The organism is Kitasatospora sp. NPDC058048, assembly GCF_042885555.1.
GTDB lineage: Bacteria > Actinomycetota > Actinomycetes > Streptomycetales > Streptomycetaceae > Kitasatospora > Kitasatospora lactacystinica.
This window is the reverse complement of the sequence record NZ_JBHVRT010000009.1, coordinates 106,088-132,797: the sequence shown is the minus strand read 5'-3', so window position 1 is coordinate 132,797 and position 26,710 is coordinate 106,088. Positions and strand designations below refer to the sequence as shown.

At 72.5% G+C, this 26,710-nt stretch carries 22 protein-coding genes; 11 read left to right on the top strand and 11 right to left on the bottom strand.

What is annotated here, in order from left to right; all coding sequences use genetic code 11:
* The first annotated feature begins 54 nt into the window (after positions 1–54).
* Together ACFVVA_RS12405 and ACFVVA_RS12400 are read left to right on the top strand one after the other, a co-directional pair.
* On the top strand, positions 55–756 hold the full coding sequence (locus tag ACFVVA_RS12405; protein WP_387688505.1) for an ABC transporter ATP-binding protein: 702 nt from the start codon (positions 55–57) through the stop codon (positions 754–756).
* The gene (locus tag ACFVVA_RS12400; protein ID WP_387688503.1) at positions 753–3,134 is read left to right on the top strand and encodes an FtsX-like permease family protein; all 2,382 of its coding nucleotides are present in this window, start codon (positions 753–755) and stop codon (positions 3,132–3,134) included. Before ACFVVA_RS12405 ends, ACFVVA_RS12400 begins: the two co-directional genes overlap by 4 nt.
* 60 nt (positions 3,135–3,194) lie before the next feature.
* On the opposite strand, the gene ACFVVA_RS12395 is transcribed toward ACFVVA_RS12400, so the two are convergent.
* The 5 genes from ACFVVA_RS12395 to ACFVVA_RS12375 all read right to left on the bottom strand — a co-directional run bounded on the left by ACFVVA_RS12395 (position 3,195) and on the right by ACFVVA_RS12375 (position 9,386).
* Positions 3,195–3,740, bottom strand: a complete 546-nt coding sequence (locus tag ACFVVA_RS12395; protein WP_387688501.1) for a hypothetical protein — start codon at positions 3,738–3,740, stop codon at positions 3,195–3,197.
* 81 nt (positions 3,741–3,821) lie between these two features.
* Entirely contained in the window at positions 3,822–4,286 is a 465-nt protein-coding gene (locus tag ACFVVA_RS12390; protein ID WP_387688499.1) for a DUF6193 family natural product biosynthesis protein, read from the bottom strand.
* Positions 4,287–4,378: 92 nt separating this feature from the next.
* Positions 4,379–5,416: a JmjC domain-containing protein gene (locus ACFVVA_RS12385; protein ID WP_387688497.1), complete on the bottom strand. Its 1,038-nt coding sequence runs from the start codon at positions 5,414–5,416 to the stop codon at positions 4,379–4,381.
* A gap of 59 nt (positions 5,417–5,475) precedes the next feature.
* Positions 5,476–6,522, bottom strand: coding sequence for a cytochrome P450 (locus tag ACFVVA_RS12380; protein WP_387688495.1), 1,047 nt, complete (start codon positions 6,520–6,522; stop codon positions 5,476–5,478).
* Positions 6,523–7,094: 572 nt separating this feature from the next.
* The gene (locus ACFVVA_RS12375; protein ID WP_387688492.1) at positions 7,095–9,386 is read right to left on the bottom strand and encodes a M9 family metallopeptidase; all 2,292 of its coding nucleotides are present in this window, start codon (positions 9,384–9,386) and stop codon (positions 7,095–7,097) included.
* Positions 9,387–9,858: 472 nt separating this feature from the next.
* On the opposite strand from ACFVVA_RS12375, the gene ACFVVA_RS12370 reads away from it, so the two are divergent.
* The 3 genes from ACFVVA_RS12370 to ACFVVA_RS12360 all read left to right on the top strand — a co-directional run bounded on the left by ACFVVA_RS12370 (position 9,859) and on the right by ACFVVA_RS12360 (position 12,245).
* Positions 9,859–10,461, top strand: a complete 603-nt coding sequence (locus ACFVVA_RS12370; protein ID WP_387688490.1) for a superoxide dismutase — start codon at positions 9,859–9,861, stop codon at positions 10,459–10,461.
* Between the two features lie 253 nt (positions 10,462–10,714).
* Positions 10,715–11,746, top strand: coding sequence for a glycosyltransferase family 2 protein (locus ACFVVA_RS12365; protein ID WP_387688488.1), 1,032 nt, complete (start codon positions 10,715–10,717; stop codon positions 11,744–11,746).
* Positions 11,747–11,816: 70 nt separating this feature from the next.
* Entirely contained in the window at positions 11,817–12,245 is a 429-nt protein-coding gene (locus ACFVVA_RS12360; protein ID WP_387688486.1) for an SMI1/KNR4 family protein, read from the top strand.
* Positions 12,246–12,348: 103 nt separating this feature from the next.
* Here the strand turns inward: ACFVVA_RS12360 and ACFVVA_RS12355 are convergent, their stop codons facing one another.
* The gene (locus tag ACFVVA_RS12355) at positions 12,349–13,551 is read right to left on the bottom strand and encodes a methyltransferase domain-containing protein (protein WP_387688484.1); all 1,203 of its coding nucleotides are present in this window, start codon (positions 13,549–13,551) and stop codon (positions 12,349–12,351) included.
* Positions 13,548–13,721 (bottom strand): hypothetical protein, encoded by a 174-nt coding sequence (locus ACFVVA_RS12350; protein WP_387688482.1) that lies wholly within the window; start codon positions 13,719–13,721, stop codon positions 13,548–13,550. The genes ACFVVA_RS12355 and ACFVVA_RS12350 overlap by 4 nt, the downstream gene beginning before the upstream one ends.
* Before the next feature lie 126 nt (positions 13,722–13,847).
* On the opposite strand from ACFVVA_RS12350, the gene ACFVVA_RS12345 reads away from it, so the two are divergent.
* Entirely contained in the window at positions 13,848–14,699 is an 852-nt protein-coding gene (locus tag ACFVVA_RS12345) for a helix-turn-helix domain-containing protein (RefSeq protein ID WP_387688480.1), read from the top strand.
* 14 nt (positions 14,700–14,713) lie between these two features.
* Entirely contained in the window at positions 14,714–15,283 is a 570-nt protein-coding gene (gene cyaB, locus ACFVVA_RS12340) for a class IV adenylate cyclase (protein WP_387688478.1), read from the top strand.
* 210 nt (positions 15,284–15,493) lie between these two features.
* Here the strand turns inward: cyaB and meaB are convergent, their stop codons facing one another.
* Genes meaB through mutA form a run of 3 tightly spaced genes read right to left on the bottom strand, consistent with a single transcriptional unit; the run spans position 15,494 to position 20,601 of the window.
* Complete coding sequence (meaB, locus tag ACFVVA_RS12335; RefSeq protein ID WP_387688476.1) at positions 15,494–16,480, bottom strand: methylmalonyl Co-A mutase-associated GTPase MeaB; 987 nt, start codon at positions 16,478–16,480, stop codon at positions 15,494–15,496.
* A gap of 12 nt (positions 16,481–16,492) precedes the next feature.
* Positions 16,493–18,706, bottom strand: a complete 2,214-nt coding sequence (gene scpA / locus ACFVVA_RS12330) for a methylmalonyl-CoA mutase (protein ID WP_387688474.1) — start codon at positions 18,704–18,706, stop codon at positions 16,493–16,495.
* On the bottom strand, positions 18,703–20,601 hold the full coding sequence (mutA, locus tag ACFVVA_RS12325; protein ID WP_387688472.1) for a methylmalonyl-CoA mutase small subunit: 1,899 nt from the start codon (positions 20,599–20,601) through the stop codon (positions 18,703–18,705). Before mutA ends, scpA begins: the two co-directional genes overlap by 4 nt.
* Positions 20,602–21,161: 560 nt before the next feature.
* Between mutA and ACFVVA_RS12320 the strand changes: the two genes are divergently transcribed.
* The gene (locus ACFVVA_RS12320; protein ID WP_359898744.1) at positions 21,162–22,247 is read left to right on the top strand and encodes an NlpC/P60 family protein; all 1,086 of its coding nucleotides are present in this window, start codon (positions 21,162–21,164) and stop codon (positions 22,245–22,247) included.
* 154 nt (positions 22,248–22,401) lie between these two features.
* Here ACFVVA_RS12320 and ACFVVA_RS12315 read toward each other — a convergent pair whose 3' ends face one another.
* A complete protein-coding gene (locus ACFVVA_RS12315) occupies positions 22,402–22,932 on the bottom strand; it encodes a MarR family winged helix-turn-helix transcriptional regulator (protein ID WP_387688470.1) in 531 nt (176 codons plus the stop codon).
* 55 nt (positions 22,933–22,987) lie between these two features.
* On the opposite strand from ACFVVA_RS12315, the gene ACFVVA_RS12310 reads away from it, so the two are divergent.
* The 3 genes from ACFVVA_RS12310 (at position 22,988) to ACFVVA_RS12300 (ending at position 26,639) form a co-directional block, all read left to right on the top strand.
* Positions 22,988–24,064: an ABC transporter substrate-binding protein gene (locus ACFVVA_RS12310; protein ID WP_387688468.1), complete on the top strand. Its 1,077-nt coding sequence runs from the start codon at positions 22,988–22,990 to the stop codon at positions 24,062–24,064.
* A gap of 116 nt (positions 24,065–24,180) precedes the next feature.
* Entirely contained in the window at positions 24,181–25,623 is a 1,443-nt protein-coding gene (locus tag ACFVVA_RS12305; RefSeq protein ID WP_387688466.1) for an APC family permease, read from the top strand.
* On the top strand, positions 25,620–26,639 hold the full coding sequence (locus ACFVVA_RS12300; RefSeq protein ID WP_387688464.1) for an acetamidase/formamidase family protein: 1,020 nt from the start codon (positions 25,620–25,622) through the stop codon (positions 26,637–26,639). Before ACFVVA_RS12305 ends, ACFVVA_RS12300 begins: the two co-directional genes overlap by 4 nt.
* Positions 26,640–26,710: the final 71 nt, after the last annotated feature.

The following is a 26,710-nucleotide window of genomic DNA, read 5'->3' as shown; positions in this document are numbered from 1 at the left end:
GCCCGTCCGTACCTTCGTCGCGGCACCAGACGGGAAGCGATGAGGAGCGGGGACATGAACAGCGATCCGGTGATCGAACTGAGCGGCGTGAGCCGCCACTACGAGGGCGCCCGGGCGGCCCTGGACGACGTCACGCTGAGCGTGCGGGCGGGGGAGTCGGTGGCCGTGCTCGGCCCGTCCGGCAGCGGGAAGTCCACCCTGCTGAACCTGGTCGCCGGGCTGGACCGGCCCAGCGCCGGGACGGTGACCGTGGCCGGGGTGCGGGTGGACCGGCTGGGCGAGGCGGCCTCGGCCCGCTACCGGCGCGGCACGATCGGCATGGTGTTCCAGTTCTTCAACCTGCTGGACGACCTCACCGTGGCCGACAACGTGGTGCTGGCCGGCGAACTGGCCGGCGTCCCGCGCGCCGAGGCCCGGCGCCGGGCGGCCGAACTGCTGGAGGCGCTCGGAATCGACCGCCACACCCGCGCCCGCCCGGGCCGGCTCTCCGGCGGCGAGCGCCAACGCGTCGCGGTGGCGAGGGCGTTGATGAACCGGCCGGCCCTGCTGATGGCGGACGAGCCGACCGGCGCGCTGGACTCGGCCGCCGGCGAGGACGTCAAGGAGCTGTTCCGCGACCTGCACGAGGACGGGCAGACCGTCCTGCTCGTCACCCACGACCTGGCCCTGGCCGAGGACTGCGCCACCCGGACGGTCCGGATGCGGGACGGCCGGGTCGAGGCGGACTCGGCTTCGGCTTCGGCGGTGGCGTCATGACCGCGCTCGGCAGGGTCGTGCGCGCGGGTGTGCGCAGGCGCCGGACGCAGTCCGTCGCCGTCGGACTGGCCGCGCTGGTGGCCACCACCTGCTCCGTCCTCGGCGGCTCGCTGCTGGTCGCCTCCCGGGCCCCCTTCGAGCAGGCCTTCGACGGCCAGCACGGCGCCCACCTCACCGCGCGCTTCGACGGCGCCCGGGCGAGCGCCGACCAGCTCGCCGCCACCGCGCACGCCCCCGGGGTGACGGCCGCCGCCGGGCCCTACCGCACCGTCACCGTCGACCCCGAGCCCGGCTCCGGCACGGACCTGCCGCCCGGGATCACGATGGCGCCGATGACCGTCACCGGCCGCGCGGCGGCCACCGTCGGGGTCGACGACGTCACTCTGCTCCAAGGGAGTTGGCCGCAGCAGCCGGGCGAGGTGGTGATCGAGGCCGGGTACGGCGACAAGCCCCGGCAACCGGGCGGCACCCTGCGGCTGCCCGGCCTGCCGGGCGCGCCCACCCTCAGAATCGTCGGCTTCGCCCGTTCCGTCAGCCGGACCTCGGACGCCTGGGTGACCCCGGACGGCATCGCCGCCCTCACCGCACCCGGCAGCGCCCCCGGCTACGAGATGCTCTACCGCTTCACGGACACCGGCAGCGCCGACGCCATGGCCGCCGACCGGGCCGCCGTGGCCGCGGCCGCCCCCGTCGGGGCGCTCACCGGTGCGCAGTCCTGGCTCACCGCCAAGCAGGGCTCGGACCGCAACACCGCCCTGTTCCTGCCCTTCATGGTCGCCTTCGGCCTGCTCGGGATGGCCATGTCGGTCCTGGTCGCGGGCAATGTGGTGGCCGGCGCCGTCGGCACCGCCACCCGGCGGATCGGCGTGCTCAAGGCGCTCGGCTGCACCCCCGCCCAGGTGGTGCGCGCCTACGTCGCCCAGGCACTGATCCCGGCCGGCGCCGGCACCCTGCTCGGGGTGGTCGCGGGCAACGCACTGACCGTCCCGGTGCTCGCCACCACCGGATCGCTCTACGGCACCACCGCCTCGGGCCTCTCCCCCCGGGTGGACGCCGCCGTGGCGGGCGGCACCCTGGCCGCCGTCGCCCTGGTCGCCTGGGCCGCCGCGGCCCGGGCCGGACGGCTGCGCACGGTGGACGCGCTCGCCGTCGGCCGTACGGCGGGCGGCACCCGGCGGGACGCGTTCGCCACCCGGGCCGCCGCGCTGGTCGCCCGGCTGCCGCTGCCCCGCCCACTGACCCTCGGCCTGGCCCAGCCGTTCGCCCGCCCGGCCCGCGCGGCCGGGATGCTCGCGGCGGTGCTGTTCGGCACGGCGGCGGCCGTCTTCGCGGTGGGCATGGGCGGGACGATGGGCTGGGTGCAGCAGGCGAAGACACGGGACGCCGGGGACCTCGTGGTGCACCCGACGCGCCCGGACGGCCCGCCCGGGGCGGTTCCGGCGGGCAGGCCGGTCCCGGCCGACCGGGCCGTCGTCACCGCGGCGCTGGACGCCCGGCCCGGCACCGCCGCGTACTTCGGCAGCGGCACCGAGGACGTCACCGTCCCCGGGGTGGCCGGCAGCACCACGGTGACCGCCTTCGACGGCGACTCCTCCTGGGCGGGCTACCGGATGGTCACCGGGCGCTGGTACCGGGGCCCGGGCGAGGCCGTCGCCCCGGCCACCTTCCTGACCGAGGCCTCCGTCGGGCTCGGCGACCGGGTGACCTTCACGAGCCACGGCCGGACGGTCACCGTCCGGATCGTCGGCGAGGTCTTCGACCCGCACGTGCAGACCAACGAGCTGTTCACCGACGCCGCGAGCTACCCGTCCGGAGCGGCCCCGACACCGGACTTCTGGGTCGTCGAACTGAAGCCCGGCACCGACCGGACCGCCTACGCCACCGCCCTCGGCGCCGCGCTCGCCCCGGAGCACATGACCGCCGACACCGGCGGGCCGCACGGCTCCAGCGGCTCGATCGCCGCGCTGAACTCGCTCACCGCCACCCTGACCGCGCTGCTGCTCGTGGTCGCCGGGCTCGGGGTGTTCAACACCGTCGTCCTGGAGATCCGCGAGCGCACCCGGGACACGGGCGTCACCAAGGCGCTCGGCATGACCCCGGCGCAGACCGTGGGCGTCGTCCTCGCCTCGGTGGTCCCGGTCGGGGCCGTCGGCGGCGCCGTCGGACTGCCGGCGGGCCTGCTGCTCCACGGCCTGACGGTGCCCGCGATGGGACGCAGCGCCGGGCTGACCTTCCCGGCCTCCGCGCTGGACGTGTTCGGCACCCCGGTGCTGGTCCTGCTCGCCCTCGGCGGCGTGCTGATCGCCCTGCTCGGCGCCCTGCTCCCGGCCGTACGGGCGGCGCGGGCGCGCACGGTGGACGCGCTGCGGGCGGAGTGAGGGCGGGGGTGTGACGGCGAGGGAGCGACGGCGGGCGGAGTGACGGCGGGGCCGGTGCGCTCAGGAGGCCCCCGCGCCGTCCGCCTTCCGCTCGTCGCTCTTCTGCTCGTCGCTCTTCTGCTCGTCGGCCTTCTGCTCGGCCGCCCGGACCTGCTCGGCGAACTCGCGCGCGTCGATCCGCTCGACCGAGGCCCCGTGCCGGTCGGCCAGCTCGTCCGCCGGTGCGGGCGAGGACTCCCGGACCTCCAGCGCGAGCAGCGCCCCGCCGTCCGGCACCCGGGGCGAGAGCAGGATCAGCCCGGCGCCGCCCTCGCTCGCCTGGTGCTCCTCGGCCGCGTTGCCGATCGCCGCGCCGGCCGCGAAGCCCAGCAGCACGCCGACCGGCCCGCCGAGCAGCCCGATCAGGCCGCCCAGCACGCCCGAGCCGACGGTGGCCACCCCCGCGCCCCGGGTGAAGGTGTCCGCGACCTCCAGCAGCCCGTCGGCGCTGCGCTCCATCGCCGCCACCATCCGCAGGCCCGGCAGGTGCTGCGCCTCGTCGAAGGCCGGGCGCCAGGCGGCGGCGTCGGGGAAGGTCAGCAGGACGACGTTGTGCTGGTCGCTCATCGCGCTCCGATCGGGCCGGGGCCGGAGGTGGCCGGGCTTTCATCGTGACCCCCGGTGCGGGGCGCTGCCACCCCGGCGGCCTCAGCGCGGCCCGTCCGCCGGGTGGTTGAACACCGGCCCGAGGTCCGGCGGGAGGTGTTCGACCAGCAGGGCGACGGCCTCCTCCGGGGTGGCGGGCGTGCCGAGCACCTCGGAGCCGCCCGGGCCGTGGATCTGGTAGCCGCCGCCGTCCTGCGGCACGGCGAACGGCACGCCCGCGGCTGCCCACGGGAACGAGGTCGACAGGCTGAAGTGCAGGTTGTAGTGGCTGGTCCAGGGAAAGAGCCGGCGCAGCCGGGGCTCCGCGCGGGCGGCCTTCAGCAGGCGCACCAGGCCGTCGTTGCAGCTTCCGGGGCCGTGTCCGATGTCGTGCTGGAGCCATTCCCACGACAGGACGAGCCCCTCCCAGCGGGCCTCCGTGGCGGCCTCGGGGCCGATCGCGCGGGCGGCGGCGAGGTCCGGCAGGACGGGCTCGGGCAGGGCGCCTCTCTGATCATCTGATCGCATGGTGGGCAGTCTGCCCCAACAACATTTCTGACGGACCGTCGGATCATCGGGGTGGATTCCGTGCGCCGGGCGGTCGCCGTCGCCGCCGTGGGCTACTCGGCGGCGCCGCGCAGCCGGCGCCAGGTGCGGCCGACGGAGGCGAGTCCGGTGCGTCCGTCGGCGGGTGCGCCGGACTCCCAGGTGCGGGCAGCCGCAGCGAGGGTCTCCACGGTCTCGGCCGGTGCCGTCGGCGCCGCCGGCGCCTGGGGGGTGCCGGTCCGGGTGGCGCGGGCGGCGCGCAGGAGGTCCGCCGGCCCGAGCGCGTCGAGCCTCGCCCGGGCGTGGTCGAGCAGGGCGGCGCAGGCGTCGGCGATCGCGGCCTCGCCGAGCGGGCGGGCGGGCAGGCCGAGGCCCTCGGCCAACTGCCCTTCCAGGGCGGTGCGCAGGTCCTGGACGGAGAGGTCGCGGACAGTCAGCGACAGGTGGGCGGACAGCCCCCCGGCGCCGACCGCCCGGTGCGCGAAGCCGCGCGGGATGTAGAGCACGCCGCCGGGTTCGAGCACGCCGTGCAGGCGCAGCGGGGAGCGCTCGTCCTCCGGGAGCTCGCCGAGCCGCCAGTCCGCCGCTGTCGGCGCGTCGTGGACGTACCAGGTCTTGCGCCCGGCGGCCTGGAGGACGAACACGTCGGCGTCGTCGCGGTGCACCGCTAGGCCCTGGCCGCCGGCCGGGGTGACGAAGAAGAAGGCCTCCACCCGCCGGTCGAGCTCCTCGGACAGCCGCGCCACCAGCTCGCCGGTCGGGCGGTGCCACTGGTCGACGCAGCGCAGCAGCAGTGTCGCCCCGCGGTGCAGCTGGGCGAGCACCTTCGCGCGGTCCGCGAAGCCGTGGTGCGTCGTGCCGTTGACGGTGCGCGAGGTGGTGAAGGCCTCGGGCGGGATGGTCACCTTGTCGGAGCGGACCATCTCCAGGTAGGGCGTGCGCAGCAGCCCGCCGTCGAAGGCGGCGTCCAGTTCGTCGAGGTCGAACGGCGCGGCGGGCGCCTCCGGGGTCTCCGGGGCCTTCCGGGGGAAGAGCGCGGGCTCGCGCTGCCACTGGCGGGCGGTGAAGCCGTCGACGTCGCCGACCCAGTCGGCCAGTGTGGGCGATTCCATGGTGTGTCCCGTGGTGTCAGGGGTGTTCGGTGGCGCCGGGATGCCGGGATGCCGGGGCGTCAGGCTTCGACCCGCGCCTCGAACCGTACGGAGAGCAGGGAGCGCAGCGGCACCTGCGCGTCCTGCTGCGGGCTGCGGACGACCAGCCGGTTGTCCAGGGCCGCGGTCAGAAACTGCTCGGCCAGCGGCACGATCAGGTGCTTGGCCCAGCAGCGGGCGCCGTCGAAGCCGAAGGGCATGAACCCGGGCGTCTTCTCCGGGTCCGTGACGCCGTCCCAGCGCTCGGGCCGGAACTCCAGCGGGTCGGACCAGTAGTCCGGGTGGCGGTGCATCAGCAGCGGGAAGAGCGCGACGTCGTCCTCGGGCCGGATCTCGGGGTGGAGTTCGGTGTACGCCGCGCCGCCGTTGCGGTACAGCATCCAGGCGGGCGGCAGCAGCCGCAGCGTCTCCCAGAGGACATTGGTGAGGTCGGCGCGGTGCTCCGGCCGTTCCCGTTCCGGGCCCATCAGCCACAGGGCGTTGCCGGTCAGCGCGGCCACGCCGTCGCAGAGGGTGGCCGTCGCCCGCCGGTACATCGCGACGGCCTGCTTGCGCTCCAGCGGGTCGTCGGCGTCGCGGATCAGCCCGGCGAGTGCGGTGCGGCCGTCCTGGTCGGCGGAGCCGGGCCAGCGGGTCACGGCGCGGTCGACGAGCCGGGAGAGGGTGTCGGAGCGGGTGACGCCGCGCTTCCACAGCAGCGAGACCGGCAGCGGGTCGGCGGAGAACAGCCAGCGGCGCAGGTAGGAGGTGCCGGCGTAGGGCCAGGAGCCGGACATGCCGCGCGCCGGCGGCGGGGGCTTGCGGATTCCCGCCATGGCGTCCTGCCCCAGTGCGCGGATGGTGCGCGTCGCGCTGTCGTGGGGGATGTCGGAGCCGGCGGCGGGCTTGTAGACCGAGCGCTCGTTGGAAAGGACGGGGCGGGCCGCGACGATTTCGGCCATCAGCCGGGAGTCTGAGACGCCGACCTTCGCCGGGTCGATCCGGAACACCTTCTCGTCCCTGGCCAGCAGCTCCTGAATCCTCGGGGCGAACACGATGGAATGGCTGCGCGCGGTTGCCGTCGCCATCTCTTCCACGGGAATCCGGCCTCCAATGCGAAATGGCTGGTAGTGCGTTCGGTGCGGCGCGCGGGGGAATCCCGGACGCGCCGTGGCGCCGGCGGGGGCACGGCCGACCCGGGCCCCCGCCAGCGGCTGGCCACGTTAGATAACGTGCAGCACCCACGCGTGGTTCGCGAGGTCGTCGTTCTTCTTGAACTTCTTGACGAGCGCCTTGACCATCTTCATGACTAACTCTCCATTCCGGGGATTGGCGGGTACGGCGAGAATGCCGCACCCGAGCTGTCAGAACTATTCGGCATTCCGTTGCCGGAGGCCGAACCGGTTGATCTGTTCATGGACACTAACCGAAACTTCGCCGTCCGGACACCCCCTCGACAGAGGAATATGCGATCTCTTACGGGGTGTTGACGATCTATTCGATGGTCGAATCGTTATAACCCCTGGATATTCGCGGCGGGGGCGGGGGCGGGGGCGGGGGGAGGGGGGACGGGAACGCGGAAGGGCCCCGCGAAGCCGCGGGGCCCTTTTGTGCGTACGGTGCGCGCGTACGGTGCGTACGGCGCTTGTGACGCGGTCGGTCAGTTGTAGGTCGTGGTGACGGTCGCGCCGCCGAAGCCCTGCTGGGCGTAGAGGCTGAAGAAGACGTAACCGGCCGGCGGGTTGGTGATGGTCAGGGTCTCACCGTTGCCGCTGGTGGTGGACTTGGCCGTGTAGGAGCCGGTGGTGGCCCAGGAGCCGGCGTTGTAGTAGAGGTCGGCGTTGCCGCTGCCCCCGCTGGTGGTGATGGTCAGCTGCTTCACGCCGGCGGGCAGGTTCAGGAAGCTGTAGCTGTAGTTCCCGGTGGTCGCGGCCACGTTGTCGCGGCGGCAGTTCTTGTCGAACTGCCGGGTGTCGGCGGCGGTGCACAGGGGAGCCTGGTTGGTGGGCAGCGAGCCGCAGTTGTCGGCGCCGCACTGCTTGAGCCAGGTGGCGAAGTCGGCGTCGTACGAGGTGCCGATGGTGGTCTTCAGCAGGGTGCGGGCGCCGTTCCAGTCGCCGGCGCGGTACTTGGCGAGCAGCGCGTCGACGTCCTGCGGGTGCGACTGGAGCATGTAGCGGACGGCCAGGTAGCCCCAGTTGTAGACGCGGGTGGAGTCCGCGTTGTCGTAGGTGCTGTCGAACAGGGTGCTCAGGGTGTAGGTGCCCTTGGCGGCCTGGGCGACCGCGGCGTCGTAGTGCTCGCCGCGGTAGCCGTAGGAGACGTACTCGGCGAGGCCCTCGACCCACCAGATGGTCGGGGTGGTCATGCCGGCCTCGAAGTCGCCGTACATGTCGTAGCGGCCGTCGAGGTAGTGGGTGTACTCGTGGTTGAGGTTCCAGATCTGGAACTGGGGGCGCAGCCAGGAGGCCTCGTGGGCGATGAAGCGGGCCTGGTTGCCGGCCTTGGCCGGGTCACCCTCCTCGTACATGCCGCCGTTGTCGACCTCGATCTTGTACATCTCCCAGGCGTACAGGCTGTAGTTGTAGTAGTCGTCGAAGACGACGACCTCGAGGTTGGTGTTGTTGTCGTTGGCGACCGGGCCGCCGTCCTTGACGATCTTGTGGAAGTACGCGTCCTGGTTGATCAGGCTGGTGCAGGTGTCGGTGAGCTGCTGCGCGGTCATCTCCTGGGCACGGATGCGCAGGTTGGCGTTGCAGGTGCGCTCGATGGGGAGGACCAGCGGGACCAGCTTGGCCGGGATGTCACAGGTGCCGTAGAGGGAACAGTTGTCCTTGTCCTTCTTCTCCGCGAACCAGAGCAGGTTCATGGTGAGCGGACCGGTGTTGCCGACCAGCGGGTAGCGGTTGATCAGGTCCTTGAGGATCGGCCGGCCCTGGGCGCGCGTCGCGTCGTTGGCCACCAGGTTGCCGAGCTGGATGCCGATCTTGGTGACCAGGTCGCCGCCGTTGATCAGGCCGCTGTTGCGGGTGACGAAGGACGCCGCGGTGGTGGCGAAGGACGGGTCGGCCTGGAGTGCGGAGACGAACTCCGGCAGGTCGAAGCCGCGCTCGATGACGGTCTCGGTGTTGGCGACGGCGGTGGTCATCGCCGCGGGCCAGCTGCCGGTGTAGTCGTTCAGCAGCCGCTTGACGACGCCGGTGTAGCGGGCGTTCTCCTGGGCGCTGTCGATCAGGGTGACGGCCTCGGCGAGGGTGGCGCCGTTGGCGTCGGTGGCGTCCTTGCTGTGCGGGGCGGCGTAGAAGGCGTCCAGCGCGCCGCGGATGGCGTTCTTGAGGCCGTCGCCGTACGGGCCCACGACATCCTTGTTGTACCACTGCACGTAGTAGCCGGCCCGCAGGAAGAGCACCAGCTGCCCGGCGGAGGTGGAGTTGTCGCCGGGGTAGGTGGCGGCGGTGTCGCGCAGGGCGTTGGCGACGGTGACCATCTGGGCCTCGTTGAAGGCGCCCTTGGCGTCGTTGCCGGTGACCTGGAACAGCGTGTTGACGCAGTCCAGGCCGGACGACTTGACCTGCTGGACCAGCGCGGCACCGGACTTGCCGGTGAAGGCGGAGACGTCGCAGGCGGCCGCGGCCGAGAACTGACGGGCCGACTTGGCGGCGCCGACGGAGCTGCCCGCCGTCGGGGCGGTGGCCTTGGCCCGCGGGTCCGAGGCGAGCGGGCGGGCGTCCTCGGGGGTGTCCGGGGACTTGGGCACGGGGATCGTGCGCGGCGCGGCCTTCCCGGCCGAGGCGGCGGGTGCGGCCGGGGCGGCCGGGCTCCCGGCCGGCGCGGAGCCGGGGGTGCCGGCGGCCTGGGCGGCCGGCGCGAACAGACCGAGCGAGAGGAGAAGGGCGGTGCCGAGCGCGGGCAGTCTGCGCGCGGCGTCCTTCGCTATCGAGGAGGGACGCATCTGTGGGGGCCTCCGGGGCCGTTGAGGGTGGGGGAGCCGTGCTGCGTGGGGCACACGGGCCTTGCTGTGTGACATGTAAAATGGCACAACGGAGAACGCGGAGGGAAGCCCCGGGAAAGGATTGCCGGGCGGCGAGACCGAAACGTTGTCAGGTCCGCCCCGGCTGCCGGGTGCCGGGTCCGTGGAGGCTCCGGGTCCGACCGGGAGTCGCGCGCGGGCCGGGGACCGCACGGGCGTCAGGCCCGCATCACCCGCCGGGGGCCCGGCGTCGCCGCCGCCCCGCCGCAGTCACCCACCCCTCTCCGACCGGCGCGCCGAACCGCGGCCATTGTGCCCGACGGGGTGTGAGGAATAAGCAGGAGCCCATGCTTCGTTCTTGCAACTGATACGCAATAGTGTTGTCCCGGCACGATCACCGCAGCACCACCGCACCACCACCACCGTTCAACCCGCCGAAAGGGGCCGTGTCCTGATGGGCACCTACACGCTTCCCGACCTGCCGTACGACTACTCCGCGCTGGAGCGGGCGATGTCGGCCGAGATCCTGGAGCTGCACCACTCCAAGCACCACGCCGCGTACGTCAAGGGCGCCAACGACACCCTCGACCAGCTGGCCGAGGCCCGCGACAAGGAGCAGTTCGGCGGACTGGTCGGCCTGCAGAAGACCTTCGCGTTCCACCTGTCGGGCCACGTGCTGCACTCGCTGTTCTGGCAGAACCTCTCGCCCGAGGGCGGCGAGCGCCCCGAGGGCGAGCTGGCCGACGCCATCACCGAGCACTTCGGCAGCTTCGAGGCCTTCAAGAAGCAGCTCACCACCGCCACCGCCGGCGTGCAGGGCTCCGGCTGGGGCATCCTGTCCTGGGAGCCGCTCGGTCAGCGCCTGATCGTCGAGCAGGTCTACGACCACCACGGCAACGTCGGCCAGAACACCACCCCGCTGCTCGCCTTCGACGCCTGGGAGCACGCCTACTACCTGCAGTACCGCAACGTCCGCCCGGACTACGTCACCCGCCTGTGGGACGTCGTCAACTGGCAGGACGTCTCGGACCGCTTCGCGGCCGTCAAGAGCGCCTGACCCGTAGTGGGTGAGGGAAGGCCCCGGACCGGTCGGGCGGTCCGGGGCCTTCCCCTTGCGCCCCAAGGGGCCGCCCGTGCGGGCGGGTTGCCGTCGGACAGGGTCGACGGACCAATGGATGCACCGATCCGCTCGCTCGATTCAACCCGGCGTTCGCCCACGGGTCGCATACGGTCCGTATGCTCGGGCCACTGTCGGTGACCGGCGGTCGACGGCCTCCCGGCCCGTCCGCTCCTGAGCGAAAGGGCGCCCGATGGCCCCGCGTCTCTCCCTCGTCGTCCCGATCTACAACGTCGAGCGCTACCTCGGGGAGTGCCTGGACTCGATCGCGGCCCAGACGTTCGAGGACTTCGAGTGCGTCCTGGTCGACGACGGCTCGACCGACGACGGCCCCGCCATCGCCAAGGAGTACGCCGAACGGGACCCGCGCTTCCGACTGGTCCAGCAGCGGAACCAGGGCCTCGGCGCCGCCCGCAACACCGGCTGGCGCCACCTCACCCCCGGCACCGAGTACCTGGCCTTCGTCGACAGCGACGACACCCTGCCGCCGCACGCCTACCAGCTGATGATCGGCACCCTCGACGAGACCGGCTCCGACTTCGCCGCCGGCAACGCGCTGCGCCTGCGCACCACCGGCCTCAGCCCCTCGCACGGCCACCGCCGCCCGTTCCGCGAGACCCGGCTGCGCACCCACGTCGGCGAACTGCCCGCGCTCGTCACCGACCGCACCGCCTGGAACAAGGTCTACCGGCGCACCTTCTTCGACGGCGCCGGCCTGCTCTACCCCGAGGGCATCCTGTACGAGGACGCCCCGGTCAGCGTGCCCCACCACTTCCTCGCCGAACGCGTCGACGTGCTCGCCGACCCGATCTACCACTGGCGGGTGCGCGAGGACGGCGACCTCTCCATCACCCAGAAGAAGACCGACCCGCGCGGCCTGGTCGACCGCGTCCGCTCGATGGAACTCGTCCGCGAATGGCTGCTCGCCCGCCCCGAGCCGGCCTTCGCCGACCACCTGCGCGCCTACGACCGCAACTGCCTGGTCGAGGAGATCCCGATGTTCTTCTGGACCCTCCCGGACGGCGACCGCGCCTACCGCGCCGCCTACCAGCAGCACGTCACCCGCCTCCTGCGGGCCATCGGCCCCGAGGCGCAGAGCGGCCTCAGCCCCCAACTCCGCCTCAAGTACCGCCTCACCCAGGCCGACTCCATGCCCGCCTTCGTCGCCGTCCAGCGCGCCCACCGCCTCGCCCGCCGCACCCGCCAGGCCGTCCGCCGGGGCTGACCGGGACGTCGTTGCGGGATCATGGGTCCTGTTCGGGGGCGGGTCCACGACGTTCTGAGGTGCGGGGCACATGGGTGTGACGGCAGCGATTCTGAGTGCGTTCCCCGAATCACTGAAGGGGGCGGTCGGCCTGACCCCGGAGCAGATCTCGCTGATCGAGGAGGATCAGGGAGTCGCCCTCCCCGAGGACTACCGGGAGTTCCTGGCACTCGCCGGCGGCGGCGGGTTCTCCGCGCTGCGGGGAGAGACGTACGCGTTCCCGGAGATCCTGGGGATCAAGGATCACGCCCGGGAGATCCTGAAGGAGTCGGCTCCCGGGCAGTCGCTCGACGGCTGCGTCGTGTTCATGGCCCATCAGGGGTACATCTACTCCTTCATCGGCCCGGCGGAGAAGGGCGGGAAGACCTACGAGGTCGCCGAGGGCCACGACGGAGTGCATGAAGGCGCGGCCTCCTTCGCGTCGTTCATTCGCGCAGTGCTGACGGGCGCGCACTCCTGACAGTCAGGCCGCTCGGCCCGGACCGGACGTCCGGGCCGAACCCGGACTTGCCGGAACACAGTGCGCGGTGTCCCACGGACAGGTGGGGCACCGCGCTCCGGTGTCACGAGGGCCTTCCCAAGGGCCACGTGTTCGCCGGGTGGTCGAGCCACGCGGTGTGTCCCTCGGGCGTGACGGTCAACCCGAGCCGGTCCGGCCCGGGGCGGTCGTTGTCGAGCCACCACCGGTGAGCGGTCTCGACTTCGTTCCACACCTGGCGCGGGCCGTGCTGCCACACCATGTAGCGCTCGGAGTTCTCGGTGCCGTCCCAGTCGACGGCCGCCCAGGAGCCGCCGTCGGTCGTGGCCACCCAGAGACGGGTCACCACGTTTTCGACATCGGGGTCATGGTGCCAGGCGTACCAGAGGTCGCCGAGGTGGTGGCCGAGGGCGAACTGCGTTTCGAAGGCGGAATCCGCGACGGCCCACGGGTCGAGGGCGGTCGTGGACTCGGTCGGCACGTGTTCGTCCATGACGACGTCCCGGAAGAGCCGGAGGTCGAGGCGCTGGGTGCGCATCAGCATGAAGGCACTGTCGGGGGTGTACCGGCCGACGGCGGTCCCGTCGTCGCCGACGGTGAGGCGGAGCAGGCCACCGCAGATCCAAGGGTTCTCCCACGGAGTGAGAACCGTTCCACCGGGCCTGGTCTGGCTGATCCAGGCGTAGGGAACGCGTTTGACGGAACACGTTGCCACAACGCGGTCGTAGGGAGCCTGGACGCTCCATCCCGGGCTGCCGTCACCATGGACGACGGTGGGGGCGTGGCCGCCGGCCTTGAGGTTGGACCGGGCGAGATCGACCACGGCGGGGTCGATCTCGATCGAAGTCACGTTGGTGTCTCCCAGTCGGTGGGAGAGGAGAGCGGTGTTGAAACCGGTTCCGGTGCCGATCTCCAGCACTCTCATTCCCGGTGTGAGATCGAGGAGTTCGAGCATCCGGAAGACGATCGACGGCGCAGAGGCCGAGGAGGACGGAAGGGTGTCCGACGGTTCCTCCGGCTCCTGCCCGTCGTTGATCTGCGTCACCACCGGCTCGTCCGCATAGGCTGCGGCGAGCCAACGATCGGGCTCGTGTTCTCGGTCGCACGGTGCGAGACGTTCGTCGTCGCCGTTGAGCCAGATCCGGTCGGGGAGGTAGCGGTGTCGCGGGGTCGCCTCGGCGGCCTCGCGCCACTCCGACGCCACATCGTGCCCGAGGAAGCGGGAGACAGCGTGGAGCAGGCCGCGCACGGCGGCTGCCTGCTCACAGACGCCCAGTCGGATCGTCACTTGTCCTTCTCGCCTCCCTTGCCGTGCTTGCCGGTCTTCGACCCGGACGAGGTGTCCTGCGTCGACTTGCTCGTGTTGAAGTCCTTGTTACCGGCGTGCTTGCCCTGACCGCCGTCGTTGGAACCGCTGCCGCCGCCGGAGCTGCCATCCTTACCGAGGCCCCATCCCATGGATTTCTCCTACCTGTTCGTCTTCCCGCAGGGTCGTACATCCACGATCGCGTCACTCAAGGCGTTGGGCTATATCCAGACGGTAATCTCACTGTGGAATGGATCGATCGACGAGGGGTTCGCCTCATGGGCACTGCACTCGAACCGATCAGGCTGCCCGACCTTGCCTGGCAGAACGAGCAGGTGCGGTGCGCGCTGCGGGACCGCGACGTTGCCGCCCTGTTCCGCTATGTGCAGCACCACAGCGGCGCGAGTCAGGCCCGGTTGGCGGTTCAGGTGGGGATGACCCAAGGCCGGGTGAACGAGATTCTCAACGGCCGTCGGCTGGTGACGAAGCTGAACGTCTTCGAGCGGATCGCCGACGGGCTCAACCTTCCCGACGATGCGCGGCGGCTACTCGGGCTGGCGCCACGGTCGGACGGCCGACGCGCCTCCGGATCCGCCTTCGATCTGGCAGCGTTTCCCGAGATCGTCCGTGTGTACGGAGACCAGGCATCGGCGTCCGCCGAGATCCGGTGCGCGGCGGGGTCAGCGGCCGAGCTGGACGTCCTGGCCGTGCGTGGTCTCGGTCTCCTCGCCCTGCGCGATTCCCTGTTGCGTCAGCACCTGCGCCGCGATGGCGGCCCTGCGCCCCGCTTGCGGGTGCTGCTCCTTGATCCGGAGTCGCCGGCGGCCGAGTGCCGGGCTGCCGAGATCGGAGAATCCACGGCTTCGCTGGCCGGAGGTATCCGACTGGCAGAGGCCCGGTTGCGGGAGCTGTCCGACTACGGACAGGTCGAGGTCTACCGGTATCGCACGATGCCTGTGTGGCGGATCATCCGGCTGGACCGCACCCTGTTCGTCGGAGCCTTCGACGCGGCTTGGGAAGGGCATGAGTCGGCAACCTATAAGGTGCTGCCCACCCCGCACGGTCCCCTGTACCGGGGCTGGTGCCGGCAGTTCGATGCCATGGTGGACAGTGCCGAGCGTGTGATCTGAGGGAAGGCGGAGGGATGGCGATCGAAGCGGAGCTCAAGGCGATCGTGCGAGACCCGGAGGGCGTGCTCAAGCAGCTGGAGGAGCGGTACGGCACCGGCCGGGCCGAGGTCTACCGGGACACGTACTACGACGCGCCGGACGGCAGCCTGATGGCCGGCGACCGTGAGCTGCGGATCCGCACGGTGCACAGCCCGGACGACACCCGCACCGTGCTGACCTACAAGGGCGCCCGGGTGGACGAGGCGTCCGGGTCGAAGCCGGAGGCCGAGACCAGGGTCGCGGATGCCGATGCCATGCACGAGATCGTCCGGGGCCTGGGGTTCACTCCGCGCATCGCGTTCGAGAAAAGGTGCCGCAACTACAGCTTCCAGCAGGACGGGTGGCCTCTGCTGGCCACGCTCGTTCGCGTTCCGGAGCTGGATGGCGCGACCTTCATCGAGGTGGAGACGTCGGCTGACACGGAAGCGGACCTCGCCTCGGCTCTGGCGTTGGTCCGTACCGTGTTGACGGAACTCGGCATCGGCGAGGACGACTTGACCACCGAGCTGTACACCGACGCGGTCGCGGCGGCACGGCCGGTGTGACCGCGCCGCCCGCGAGTGTGAGAGGCGCCGGACGGTGACGGACGACCTCAACGACGCCGTCCTGTCGTCACCGTTTGCTGGTGCAAAAGTTGGGTTTGGGTGGAGGTTGCTCACCGAGGGGTGGCGCCTCAGGTTCGAGTGCTTCGAAACCCGCGAAGCGCCGTGCCCCACGCAGGGGTGGGGCACGGCGCTCAATCTCCACGCTCTGGGTCAGGCGAAGAAGGCGTCCAGGATCTGCTGGGCGGCCAATCCGGCTGGCAGGGTGCCGGCGCGGACCTGAGTTTCCAACTCGGGTGCAAGCCGCCGTACTTCGGGGTTCTCGTGGAGGCGGGCGTACAGCTGGTCGTGCACCATCGCCCAGGTCCACTCGACCTGCTGCTCCCGCCGCTTCGCCGCCAGGGCGCCCGTCGCGTCCAGCACCTTGCGGTGCTGCTGCAGCCGCTCCCACAGCACGTCCAGCCCCGCGCCGTCGCGGCCGCTGCAGGTCAGTACGGGCGGGGTCCACGCCGCGTCCGGGGGCTGCAACAGCCGTAGCGCGCCCGCGAGTTCGCGAGCGGCCGCCTTCGCGTCGCGCTCGTGCGGGCCGTCGGCCTTGTTGACGGCGATGACGTCCGCCAGCTCCAGCACGCCCTTTTTGATGCCCTGGAGCTGGTCGCCGGTCCGTGCCAGGCTGAGCAGCAGGAAGGTGTCGACCATCCCCGCCACCGCGGTCTCGGACTGTCCGACGCCCACCGTTTCGATGAGGACGACGTCGTAGCCCGCCGCCTCCATCACCACCATGGACTCCCGGGTGGCCTTGGCGACCCCGCCGAGCGTCCCCGAGGTGGGGGACGGCCGGACGAACGCGGCGGGGTCGACGGCGAGGCGCTCCATCCGGGTCTTGTCGCCGAGGATGGAGCCGCCCGTCCGGCTGGACGTCGGGTCGACGGCGAGGACCGCGACCCGGTGGCCCTGGCCCGTGAGCATGGTGCCGAAGGAGTCGATGAAGGTCGACTTGCCGACACCGGGCACCCCGGTGATGCCCACCCGGACGGCGCCGCCCGCGTGCGGCAGCAGCCGTTGGAGCAGCTGCTGCGCGAGTACGCGGTGGTCGGGCCGGGAGGACTCGACGAGGGTGACGGCGCGCGCGATCCAGGCGCGCGAGCCGTCCAGGACACCCGTCACGTAGCTGTCGAGGTCGATCGTCCGCGGAGGCATGGGATCAGGCGATCACAGCTCGTGGCCGAGATCGGCCGCCAGGGACTTCAGCAGGTCGTACGCCGCGTCCGGGATGACCGTTCCCGGCGGGAAGACCGCTGCCGCGCCGGCCTCGTACAGGGCGTCGAAGTCCTGCGGCGGGATGACCCCGCCCACCACGATGGTGATGTCCTCCCGTCCTGCCGCGGCGAGTTCGGCGCGCAGCGCGGGCACCAGGGTCAGGTGCCCGGCGGCCAGCGACGACACGCCGACGATGTGGACGTCCGCCTCGACGGCCTGGCGGGCGACCTCGGCCGGGGTCTGGAACAGCGGGCCGACGTCCACCGTGAAGCCGAGGTCGGCGAAGGCGGTGGCGATCACCTTCTGGCCGCGGTCGTGGCCGTCCTGGCCCATCTTGGCGACCAGGATGCGCGGTCGGCGGCCCTCGGCCTGCTCGAACCGCTCGACCAGGTCGCGGGTGCGCTGGAGGGAGGCCGACGGGCCCGCTTCGTCTCGGTACACACCCGAGATGGTACGGATCTGGCCGGAGTGGCGGCCGTACACCTTCTCCAGGGCGTCCGAGATCTCGCCGACGGTGGCCTTGGCGCGGGCCGCGTTGACGGCCAGGTGCAGCAGGTTGCCGTCCAGCGAGCCGCCGCGCTGCGGACCGGCCTCGGCGGCCGCCGTCAGCGCGCGCAGCGCATCCTGGCACGCGGTCTCGTCGCGCTCCTCGCGCAGTCGGCGCAGCTTCTCGATCTGGCGGGCGCGCACCGAGGAGTTGTCGACCTTGAGCACGTCGATCTGCTCGTCGTTCTCCACCCGGTACTTGTTGACGCCGATCACCGGCTGGCGGCCGGAGTCGATCCGCGCCTGGGTGCGGGCGGCGGCCTCCTCGACGCGCAGCTTGGGGATGCCCGCGTCGATGGCCTTGGCCATGCCGCCGGCCGCCTCGACCTCCTGGATGTGCTCCCAGGCTCTCGCGGCGAGGTCGTGGGTCAGCTTCTCGACGTACGCGGAGCCGCCCCACGGGTCGATCACCCGGCAGGTGCCCGATTCCTGCTGGAGCAGCAGCTGGGTGTTGCGGGCGATGCGGGCGGAGAAGTCGGTGGGCAGCGCGAGTGCCTCGTCCAGGGCGTTGGTGTGCAGCGACTGGGTGTGGCCCTGGGTCGCCGCCATCGCCTCCACGCAGGTGCGGGTGACGTTGTTGAACACGTCCTGGGCGGTGAGCGACCAGCCCGAGGTCTGCGAATGGGTGCGCAGTGAAAGGGACTTGGGGTTCTTCGGGTCGAACTGCTTGACCAGTTTGGCCCACAGCAGCCGGGCCGCGCGCAGCTTGGCGACCTCCATGAAGAAGTTCATGCCGATCGCCCAGAAGAACGACAGCCGCGGGGCGAAGGCGTCCACGTCCAGGCCCACGTCCAGGCCTGCGCGCAGGTACTCCACGCCGTCGGCGAGGGTGTAGGCGAGCTCCAGGTCGGCCGTCGCACCGGCCTCCTGGATGTGGTAGCCGGAGATGGAGATCGAGTTGTACCGGGGCATCTTCTGCGAGGTGTACGCGAAGATGTCCGAGATGATCCGCATCGACGGCTGCGGCGGGTAGATGTAGGTGTTGCGGACCATGAACTCCTTGAGGATGTCGTTCTGGATGGTCCCCGCGAGTTTCTCCGGCGGTACGCCCTGCTCCTCGGCCGCGACGATGTACAGCGCGAGGACCGGCAGCACGGCGCCGTTCATGGTCATCGACACGGACATCTTGTCCAGCGGGATGCCGTCGAACAGTTGGCGCATGTCGTAGATCGAGTCGATGGCGACGCCCGCCATGCCGACGTCGCCGGTGACGCGCGGGTGGTCGCTGTCGTAGCCGCGGTGGGTCGGCAGGTCGAAGGCGACCGACAGGCCCTTCTGGCCGGCCGCGAGGTTGCGGCGGTAGAAGGCGTTGGACTCCTCGGCGGTGGAGAAGCCCGCGTACTGGCGTACGGTCCAGGGCTGGTTGACGTACATGGTCGGGTAGGGCCCGCGCAGGTACGGGGCGATGCCCGGGTAGGTCTCCAGGAAGTCCAGGCCGGCCAGGTCGGCGCCGGTGTACAGCGGCTTGACGCCGATGCCCTCGGGGGTGTCCCAGAGCAGCTCGTCGACGTCCTTGCCGGTGGACTGCCGCCAGGCGGCCTGCCACTGGTCGTCACTGACGGCGCCGTCGGCGGTGCCCGCGCCGTCGTCCAGACCGATGCCGGTGAAGTCGGGGATCATCGGGCCGCCACCTTGGTCTCGTCGGTGCCGTCCGCACCGGTGATCTGGTCGAGGAGGGAGGTCAGGACGGCAATCGCGTCGCCCCCCGCGAAGATGAACTCGTCCACTCCGGAGGGGAGTTCGCCGAGTCGTCCGGCGAGCAGCACCCGCCTGGCGCCGGCCGCCTTCAGCGCCTCGGCCACGGGCGCGGCGTGCTCGGCGTACAGCGCGTCGCTGGAGCAGAGGCAGGCGACGGTGGCGCCGGAGGCCCGGAACGCCTCGGCGAAGGCCGCCGGGTCGACGGACTCGGCCGAGGCCGTCGCGATGCCGCCCGCCTGGAACAGGTTGGCAGCGAAGGTGGTGCGCGCGGTGTGCGCGGAGGCGTTGCCGATCGAGGCGAGGAAGAGGGCCGGGCGGGCGCCGTCGACGGCGACCCGGGCGTCCGAGCGGTCCCGCAGCGCCTCGTAGGCCTCGGCGCGGCGCACCCGCGGCAGCCCGCCGCCGGGTGCGGCCGGGGCCGGTTCGCGGACCAGCGGCTGCTCGTCCAGGTGCGGGAACTCGCTGACGCCGGTGATCGGTTCGCGCCGCTTGGCGAGCCGCACGGACCGCTCTGCCCAGGTCGCGGCGATCCGCTCGCCGATGAGGCCGGCCTCCAGGGCGGCGCGCAGGCCGCCGGCCCGCTCGATCTCCTGGAACCAGGCCCAGGCGGCCCGCGCGAGCTCCTCGGTCAGCTGCTCGACGTACCAGGAGCCGCCGGCCGGGTCGATCACCCGGGCCAGGTGGGACTCCTCCAGCAGGATCGCCTGGGTGTTGCGGGCGATCCGGCGGGCGAAGGCGTCCGGCAGGCCGAGCGCGCTGTCGAAGGGCAGCACGGTGACGGAGTCGGCGCCGCCGACCCCGGCGGCCAGGCAGGCGATGGTGGTGCGCAGCATGTTCACCCACGGGTCGCGGGCGGTCATCATCACCCGGGAGGTGACGGCGTGCTGACGCTGCGCCGAGGCCGCCGCGCCGGCCCCCGAGACCTCGGCGACCCGGGCCCAGAGGCGGCGCGCGGCACGGAACTTGGCGATGCCGAGGAACTGGTCGCCGTCCGCGGCGTAGCGGAATTCCAGCTGGCCGAGCGCGTCGTCGACGGAGAGCCCGGCGGCGGTCAGCGCGCGCAGGTAGGCGACGCCGGTGGCCAGGGAGCAGCCCAGTTCCTGGGCGGGGGAGGCGCCGGCCTCGTGGTACGGGAGGGCGTCCACGGTGAGCGCGCGCAGGCCGGGGTACCCGGCGGCGCAGCGGGCGGCCAGCGTCGTGGCCTCGGCGAGCAGCGTCCCGGTGCGGGCACTCTGGCCGGTGCGGGCCTGGAGGCCGAGCGGGTCGGCGCCGAGGTTGCCGGAGGCGGCGCCGGGGGAGACCTCGCGCTCCTCGTACAGCCGGAACAACTGCTCGGCGGCGTCGGTGAATTCGGCTCCGGCGTCGAGCGCCACGGCGGCCAGGTCCAGGTACACCCCGGTCAGCGCCTCGGGCAGGGCGTCCACCGGGAGGCCCGCGCCGCCGAGTTCCAGCCAGAGCGAGCTCACGCCGTGCTCCAGGTCGGCCAGCACGGCCTCGTTGGTGCGCCGGCGGTCCGGGTCGGCGTGCCGCTGGCGGACGTCCCACCCGGCCACGGCGGAGCCCTGCGGCCGGCTGCCGCGCACGAAGGGCGGGAAGCCCGGGTAGCCCGGGGCGGCGGCGGTGTCCTCGGCGGTGTACAGCGGGTGGGCGCTCAGCCCGTCCTGGAGCCGGGTGGTGAGCGCCTGCTCGGCGGCGGGGCCGTCCTCGGGCTCGGCACCGGACTTGCGCAGCACGCCCTGGACGAGCTGCTGCCACTGCTCACGGTGCGCGGCCGGGAACTCGGCTGCGAGGGGGAGCCCTTCGGGCGGGACCTTCATGTGCGCAGGTTAGCGCCCGTTCGCTGGGCCGCAGGAGGGGGATTCCGTGTGACCTTTCCCTCGGTCGGGCCGATTTCGGGCACTCGCCGGGGCGGGGAGTGTCATGGGGTGTCGGCGCAGGTGACGCCAGGGGTGGGAGGGGTGGGAGGGGGTGTCGTGACGGGTGGCAACCGGGGACGGCCGGGGAGCGACCAGGGGGCGGAGGGGCCGAGGGGTGGCGGCGGCCGGTGGCCGCGGCGGGCGGGCGGGGGGAGGCGGTGGCGGCGGCCGGTGGCCGCGGCGGGCGGGGTGGCCCGGGCCGTCGCCGGCGAGCGGCGGCGTCCGAGGTCAACGCCGATGGCACGGAACGCGATCGATGTCCCGTCATGCCGTCAAATCGTCATGATCAGGGGGATTGCGGAACCCGGGCCCTCATCTATTAAGTTACTTCGAAGAAGGTGGGCGGGGCAGCACCCCCCCGTTGCTCGCCCTGCCCGCCTTCGCTGTCCCCGGTCCCGGCCGAGCCGACTCCCCGCCCCGTCCGGACCGTCCCCAGATTCCCCCGAAGGAGGGCGACCGTCATGGGAAAGCGTCGCAAGCCCAACCCGCCGAGCCGGGCCCGCATGGCGGTCCTCACCACGGCCATGGCGGCCGGCGGCGCGGTCCTCGCCTCCGGCACCGCCCACGCCGAGCCGACCCCGAGCCTCGCCTCCGTCAAGGAACAGGTCGACCAGCTCAACGAGGACGCCGAGCAGGCGATCGAGAAGTTCAACGGCTTCCAGGAGAAGCAGCAGAAGCTCCAGGGCGAGGCCAACCTGATCCAGGAGAAGGTCGCCCGCGGCCAGGAGGCGATGAACGAGCTGCGGACCCGGCTCGGCGCGGTCGCCGCCGACCAGTACCGCAGCAACGGCATAGACGCGTCGGTCCAGTTGATGCTCGACTCCGACCCGTCCGCCTACCTGGAGCGCGCCGCGGTGCAGAGCCAGGTCTCCGAGTCCCAGGCGAACCTGCTCAAGCAGGCCCAGGACGAGCAGCGCAAGCTCGACCAGGACCGCGCCGAGGCCACCGCCACCCTGGCCGCGCTCGACTCGGTCGGCACGCAGCTGGCGGAGCAGAAGAAGGACATCCAGGGCAAGCTGGCCCAGGCCCAGGCGATGCTGAACAAGCTCAGCGCCGAGGACCGCGCCAAGATCAACGCCCAGCAGAACGCCGAGAAGGCCAAGGCCGAGGCCCAGCAGGCCGCCACCGCGGCCGCCAAGGACCGCGCCTCCCGCTCCGCCGACCGCCCGGACATGAACGCCCCGGTGCCGGCGGCCAGCGGCCGGGCCGCGACCATCATCGCCTTCGCCCAGGCCCAGCTCGGCAAGCCCTACGGCTGGAGCATGACCGGCCCCAACAGCTTCGACTGCTCCGGCCTCACCGGCGCCGCCTACCGCGCGGCGGGCGTCAAACTCTCCCGGATCTCCCAGGACCAGTGGAACGACGGCCCGCACGTCGACCGGGCCAACCTCCAGCCCGGCGACCTGGTCTTCTTCTACGACGACATCCACCACGTCGGCCTGTACATCGGCGACGGCAAGATGATCCACGCCCCGCGCACGGGCAAGAACATCGAGGTCCTGCCGATCTCCGCGATGCCGTACAAGGGCGCCGTCCGCCCGGCCTGACCGCCGCGCCGCCACCGGCCCGTTCCCGCTTCGGCGGGGGCGGGCCGTCGTCGTTGCGCGGGCATCGGACGGGACGGGACGGGTCGCCGTCGTCCTGGCGGCGCCGGTCGGGACGGGCCGGCGTCGTGGCGGCGCCGGTCGGGGGACGGGCCGGTCAGAGTGCGGCGAGCCGCTGCAGCAGGTGCGCCGGGTCGGTGAGGCCGCAGGCCCGGCGGACGGCGGCGTCGTGGGCGGCGGCGAGGGCGTCGAGGCGGGTCAGCCGGGTGCGGCCCTGGCGGGAGAGGTGGGCGGTGATCCGGCGGCGGTCCTGGTCGTCCTGGCGCCGGTAGACCCAGCCGGAGTCGCACAGCGAGTCCACCAGCCGGCTCAGGCTCGCCTGCGGGATCAGCAGGGCCTGGGCCAGCTCTCCCATCGCGTGCCCCAGGCCGTCCGCGAGGGCGCGCAGCAGCCGCCACTGGTCGACGGTGCAGTCCTCCTCGGCCAGGGCGGCGGCGAGGCCGCCGGAGAGCCGGCGGTGGGCCAGCGTCACCAGCTCGACCAGCAGTGGCTCGGGGGCGGCGGGACGGTCGCCGGAGGGCTCACTCGTGGACGCGCCCGCGGACTCGCCCGGGGACCGGTTCGCGGCCGGGCCGACGGGATCACCGGGACGGGCGTCGATCCCCGGCGCGGCACCAGCTGCGGTCATCGGACGCTCCCTCTCCGGCCTTTCCCGATATCGGCGGTACGACGATACTCGCACCGTGAGCGTCGAGGTGAGCTTGATCGATCCGCTCGACGCGCTGCACTCGGCACGGGAGGGGGCGGCGCTTCGGGTGGGCCTCGTCGTGCCGCAGTCCGGCCCGCTCGGTCTCACCGGCCCGTCCGCGCTGGACGGGGCGCTGCTCGCCGCGCACGAGGTCAACGCGGCCGGCGGTGTCCGGGGCCGCCCGCTGGAGCTGGTGCTGGTGGACGGCGGCGGAGCGCCGGGCCGGGTCGCCGGCGAGGTGCGGCGGCTGTTGGACGCCGGGGCGCTGGACGCGCTCGCCGGGTGCCACACCAGCGATGTGCACCGGGCGGTGGAGAGCGTCGCCGCGGGCCGCGTCGCGTACGTCTTCACCCCGCCGCACGAGGGCGGTTCCCGGCTGCCCGGCGTGCTCTGCACCGGCATCGACCCGTACCGTCAACTCGGCTCGGCAGTACGGGAGGTGACGGTTCGTCACAGAGTTCGCCGCTGGGCGCTGATCGGCAACGACTACATCTGGCCGCGCGCCGTCCACCGGGCCGCCGAGGGTCTCGCGGCGCGGGCCGGTGCCCGGGTGGTGCTGGAGCGTCGGGTCCCGCTCGGGGCGGTCGAGGAGATGCTCGACCCGCTGCTGGACGCGCTGCGCGCCGCTCGCGCGGACGCCCTGCTGCTCAGCCTGATCGGGCGCGACCTGGTGCACTTCAACCGGGCGCTGCGGCGCAGCGGGCTCGACCGCACGCTCGTGCGGCTCTCCGGCGCCCTGGAGGAGAACGGCCTGCTCGCGCTCGGCGGCGACGACACCGGGACGCTCTACGCCGCGATGCCCTCCTTCGCGACGCTGGCGGAGGAGTGCCGGCAGAGCCTCGCCGAGCGGCACCGGGCGCTGTGCGGCCCGTGGGCGCCGGTCCTGGACGCCTACGCGGTGGGCCTGTACGAGGGTCTGCACCTGCTCGCCGACCTGGCGGCCCGCGGGGCGCTGGCCCCGGACGGTCTGCTGGCGGCGGCCGGCCGGCTGCTGCGCCGCGAGGGCGCGGGCCGGGCGCGGATCCACCTCGCCCGGGCCGAGGGCCTCGGCTTCGCGGTGCTGCCGCACTGATTGCGGGTGCCTCCTTCCCGTCAGGTGGAATGCCGCGGCAAAACCCTTCCATCTGGAAATAGTTGCCTCTACAGTCTCCCCACACACCCGCAGGGTCGTCACGGAGAGAGAGCACCATGGCCGACACACCCGCGCCCCAGGGCATCGAGAGCTACGGCTACCAGCAGGAACTGCGCCGTTCGCTCGGCTTCACCGACCTGCTCGTCTACGGGCTGGTGTTCATGGTGCCGATCGCACCGTTCGGCATCTTCGGCGGCGTCTTCCAGGGCTCCGGCGGCATGGTCGCCCTGGCCTACGTCCTCGGCATGGTGGCGATGATGTTCACCGCCCTGTCGTACGCCCAGATGTCCCGGGCCTTCCCGATGGCCGGCTCGGTCTACACCTACGCGGGCCGCGGCATCGCCGCCCCGGTCGGCTTCCTGTCCGGCTGGATGATCCTGCTCGACTACGTGCTGGTGCCCGGACTGCTCTACCTGATCGCCGGCGTGGCCATGAACTCGCTGGTGCCGTCCATCCCGGTCTGGCTCTGGCTGATCGGCTTCGTGCTGCTCAACACCGTGGTCAACTACCTCGGCATCGAGACCACCAACCGGGTCAACAGGGCGATGCTGATCGGCGAACTCGTCGTGCTGGCCCTGTTCGTGGTGGTCGGGGTCATCGCCCTGGCCAACGGCAAGGGCCGGGGCTTCGACTTCACCCCGCTGTACGACCCGCACACCTTCTCGTGGAGCCTGGCCTTCGGGGCGGTCTCGATCGCGGTGCTCAGCTTCCTGGGCTTCGACGGCATCTCCACCCTCTCGGAGGAGAACCGCGACTCCGCCAAGGCCATCGGCCGGTCCATGGTCGCCGCGCTGCTGCTCGCGGGCACACTGTTCATCGTGCAGACCTGGGTCGCCTCGCTGCTGGTCGCCGACCCCGACGCGCTGATCCGGGACGGCGACCCGAACGGCACCGCCTTCTACGACGCGGCCCGCACCGCCGCCGGCGGCTGGCTCGCCACGCTGACCGCCGCCTCCACCGCCGTGGCCTGGGGCTTCGCCAACTCGCTGGTCGCCCAGGCGGCCACCTCCCGGCTGCTGTACGCGATGGCCCGCGACCGCCAGCTGCCCGCCTTCCTGGCCCGGATCCACCCCACCCGCCGGGTGCCCGTCAACGCGACCCTGCTGACCGCCGGGATCTCGCTGGTGCTCGGCCTCTGGATGGCCTCGCGCGAGGACGGCATCACCCTGCTCAGCACCCTGGTCAACTTCGGGGCGCTGACCACCTTCCTGGTCCTGCACGTCGCCGTGGTCGTCCACTACCTCGTCCGCAGGCGCAGCAAGGACTACTGGCGGCACCTGATCGCCCCGGCGCTCGGCTTCGCGATCCTCGCGTACGTGGTCGTCAACGCCAACATCGCGGCCCAGCGGCTCGGCTTCGTCTGGCTGCTCGTCGGCGGGATCGTGCTCGCCGGGCTGACGGCCACCGGGCGCAAGCCCCGGCTGGCCGTCGCCGAGGCCGCCACCGACGGTTCCGCCGCCACCGCCGCCGCCCCGAACACCGCCAAGGAGAAGCAGTGAGCCTGCCCGAGATCGTCCGGCTGAACCCGGCCCTGGAGGACTACGCCTACACCTTCGGCGGCCGCGACCCGCTGGTCACCGTCCGGCCCGGCACCGTCATCGAGCTGACCACCGAGGACTGCTTCGGCGGCAAGGTGCGCGGCACCGGCGACCTGCCCAGCCAGGTGTGCGTCTTCCCCTACCTCAACCCGGTCACCGGCCCGATCGCGGTGGCCGGCGCCGAGCCCGGGGACGTCCTCGCGGTGCACTTCGTGGAGATCACCCCGGCCCGGGAGTACGGCATCTCCAGCACCTTCCCGCACTTCGGCGCGCTGACCGCGACCCACTCCACCGCGATGCTCCACCCGCCCCTGGAGGAGCGGGTCTGGGTCTACGACCTGGACGTCAAGTCGGGCGTCTGCCGGTTCCGGGCCCGCACCGGTGACTTCACGGTGGAGCTGCCGCTCGACCCGATGCACGGCACGGTCGGCGTCGCCCCGGCGGCCGGCGAGGTGCTGGCCTCCATCACCCCGGGCGCGCACGGCGGCAACCTGGACACCCCCGAGATGCGGGCCGGCACCACCGCCTACTTCCGGGTCAACGCCGAGGGCGGCCTGCTGGCCATCGGCGACGGCCACGCCCGTCAGGGCGAGGGCGAGGTCTGCGGCACGGCGGTGGAGGCGGCGATGCGCACCACGGTGATCGTCGACCTGATCAAGGGCGGCGGCCCGGCCTGGCCGCGGCTGGAGAACGACGACTTCCTGATCAGCACCGGCTCGGCCCGCCCGCTGGAGGACGCGTTCCGGATCAGCCAGCACGACCTGGTCGGCTGGACCGGCGAACTGCTCGGCCTCGACCAGCTCGACGCCTACCAGCTGGTCAGTCAGGCCGGGCTGGCTCCGGCGGCGAACGTCTGCGACACCAACTACACGATGGTCGCCAAGCTGCCGAAGAACCTGCTCGGCCGGGCCCGCGCCTACGACGGGCTGCACGACCGCCTGCGCGAGACCGCCGGGGCGTACCTGCGGCACCGGTAGCGGCGCCCCGCCGGTCCGGGCCCGCCGATCCGGACGCATCGACCCGGACGCATCGACCCGGACGCATCGAC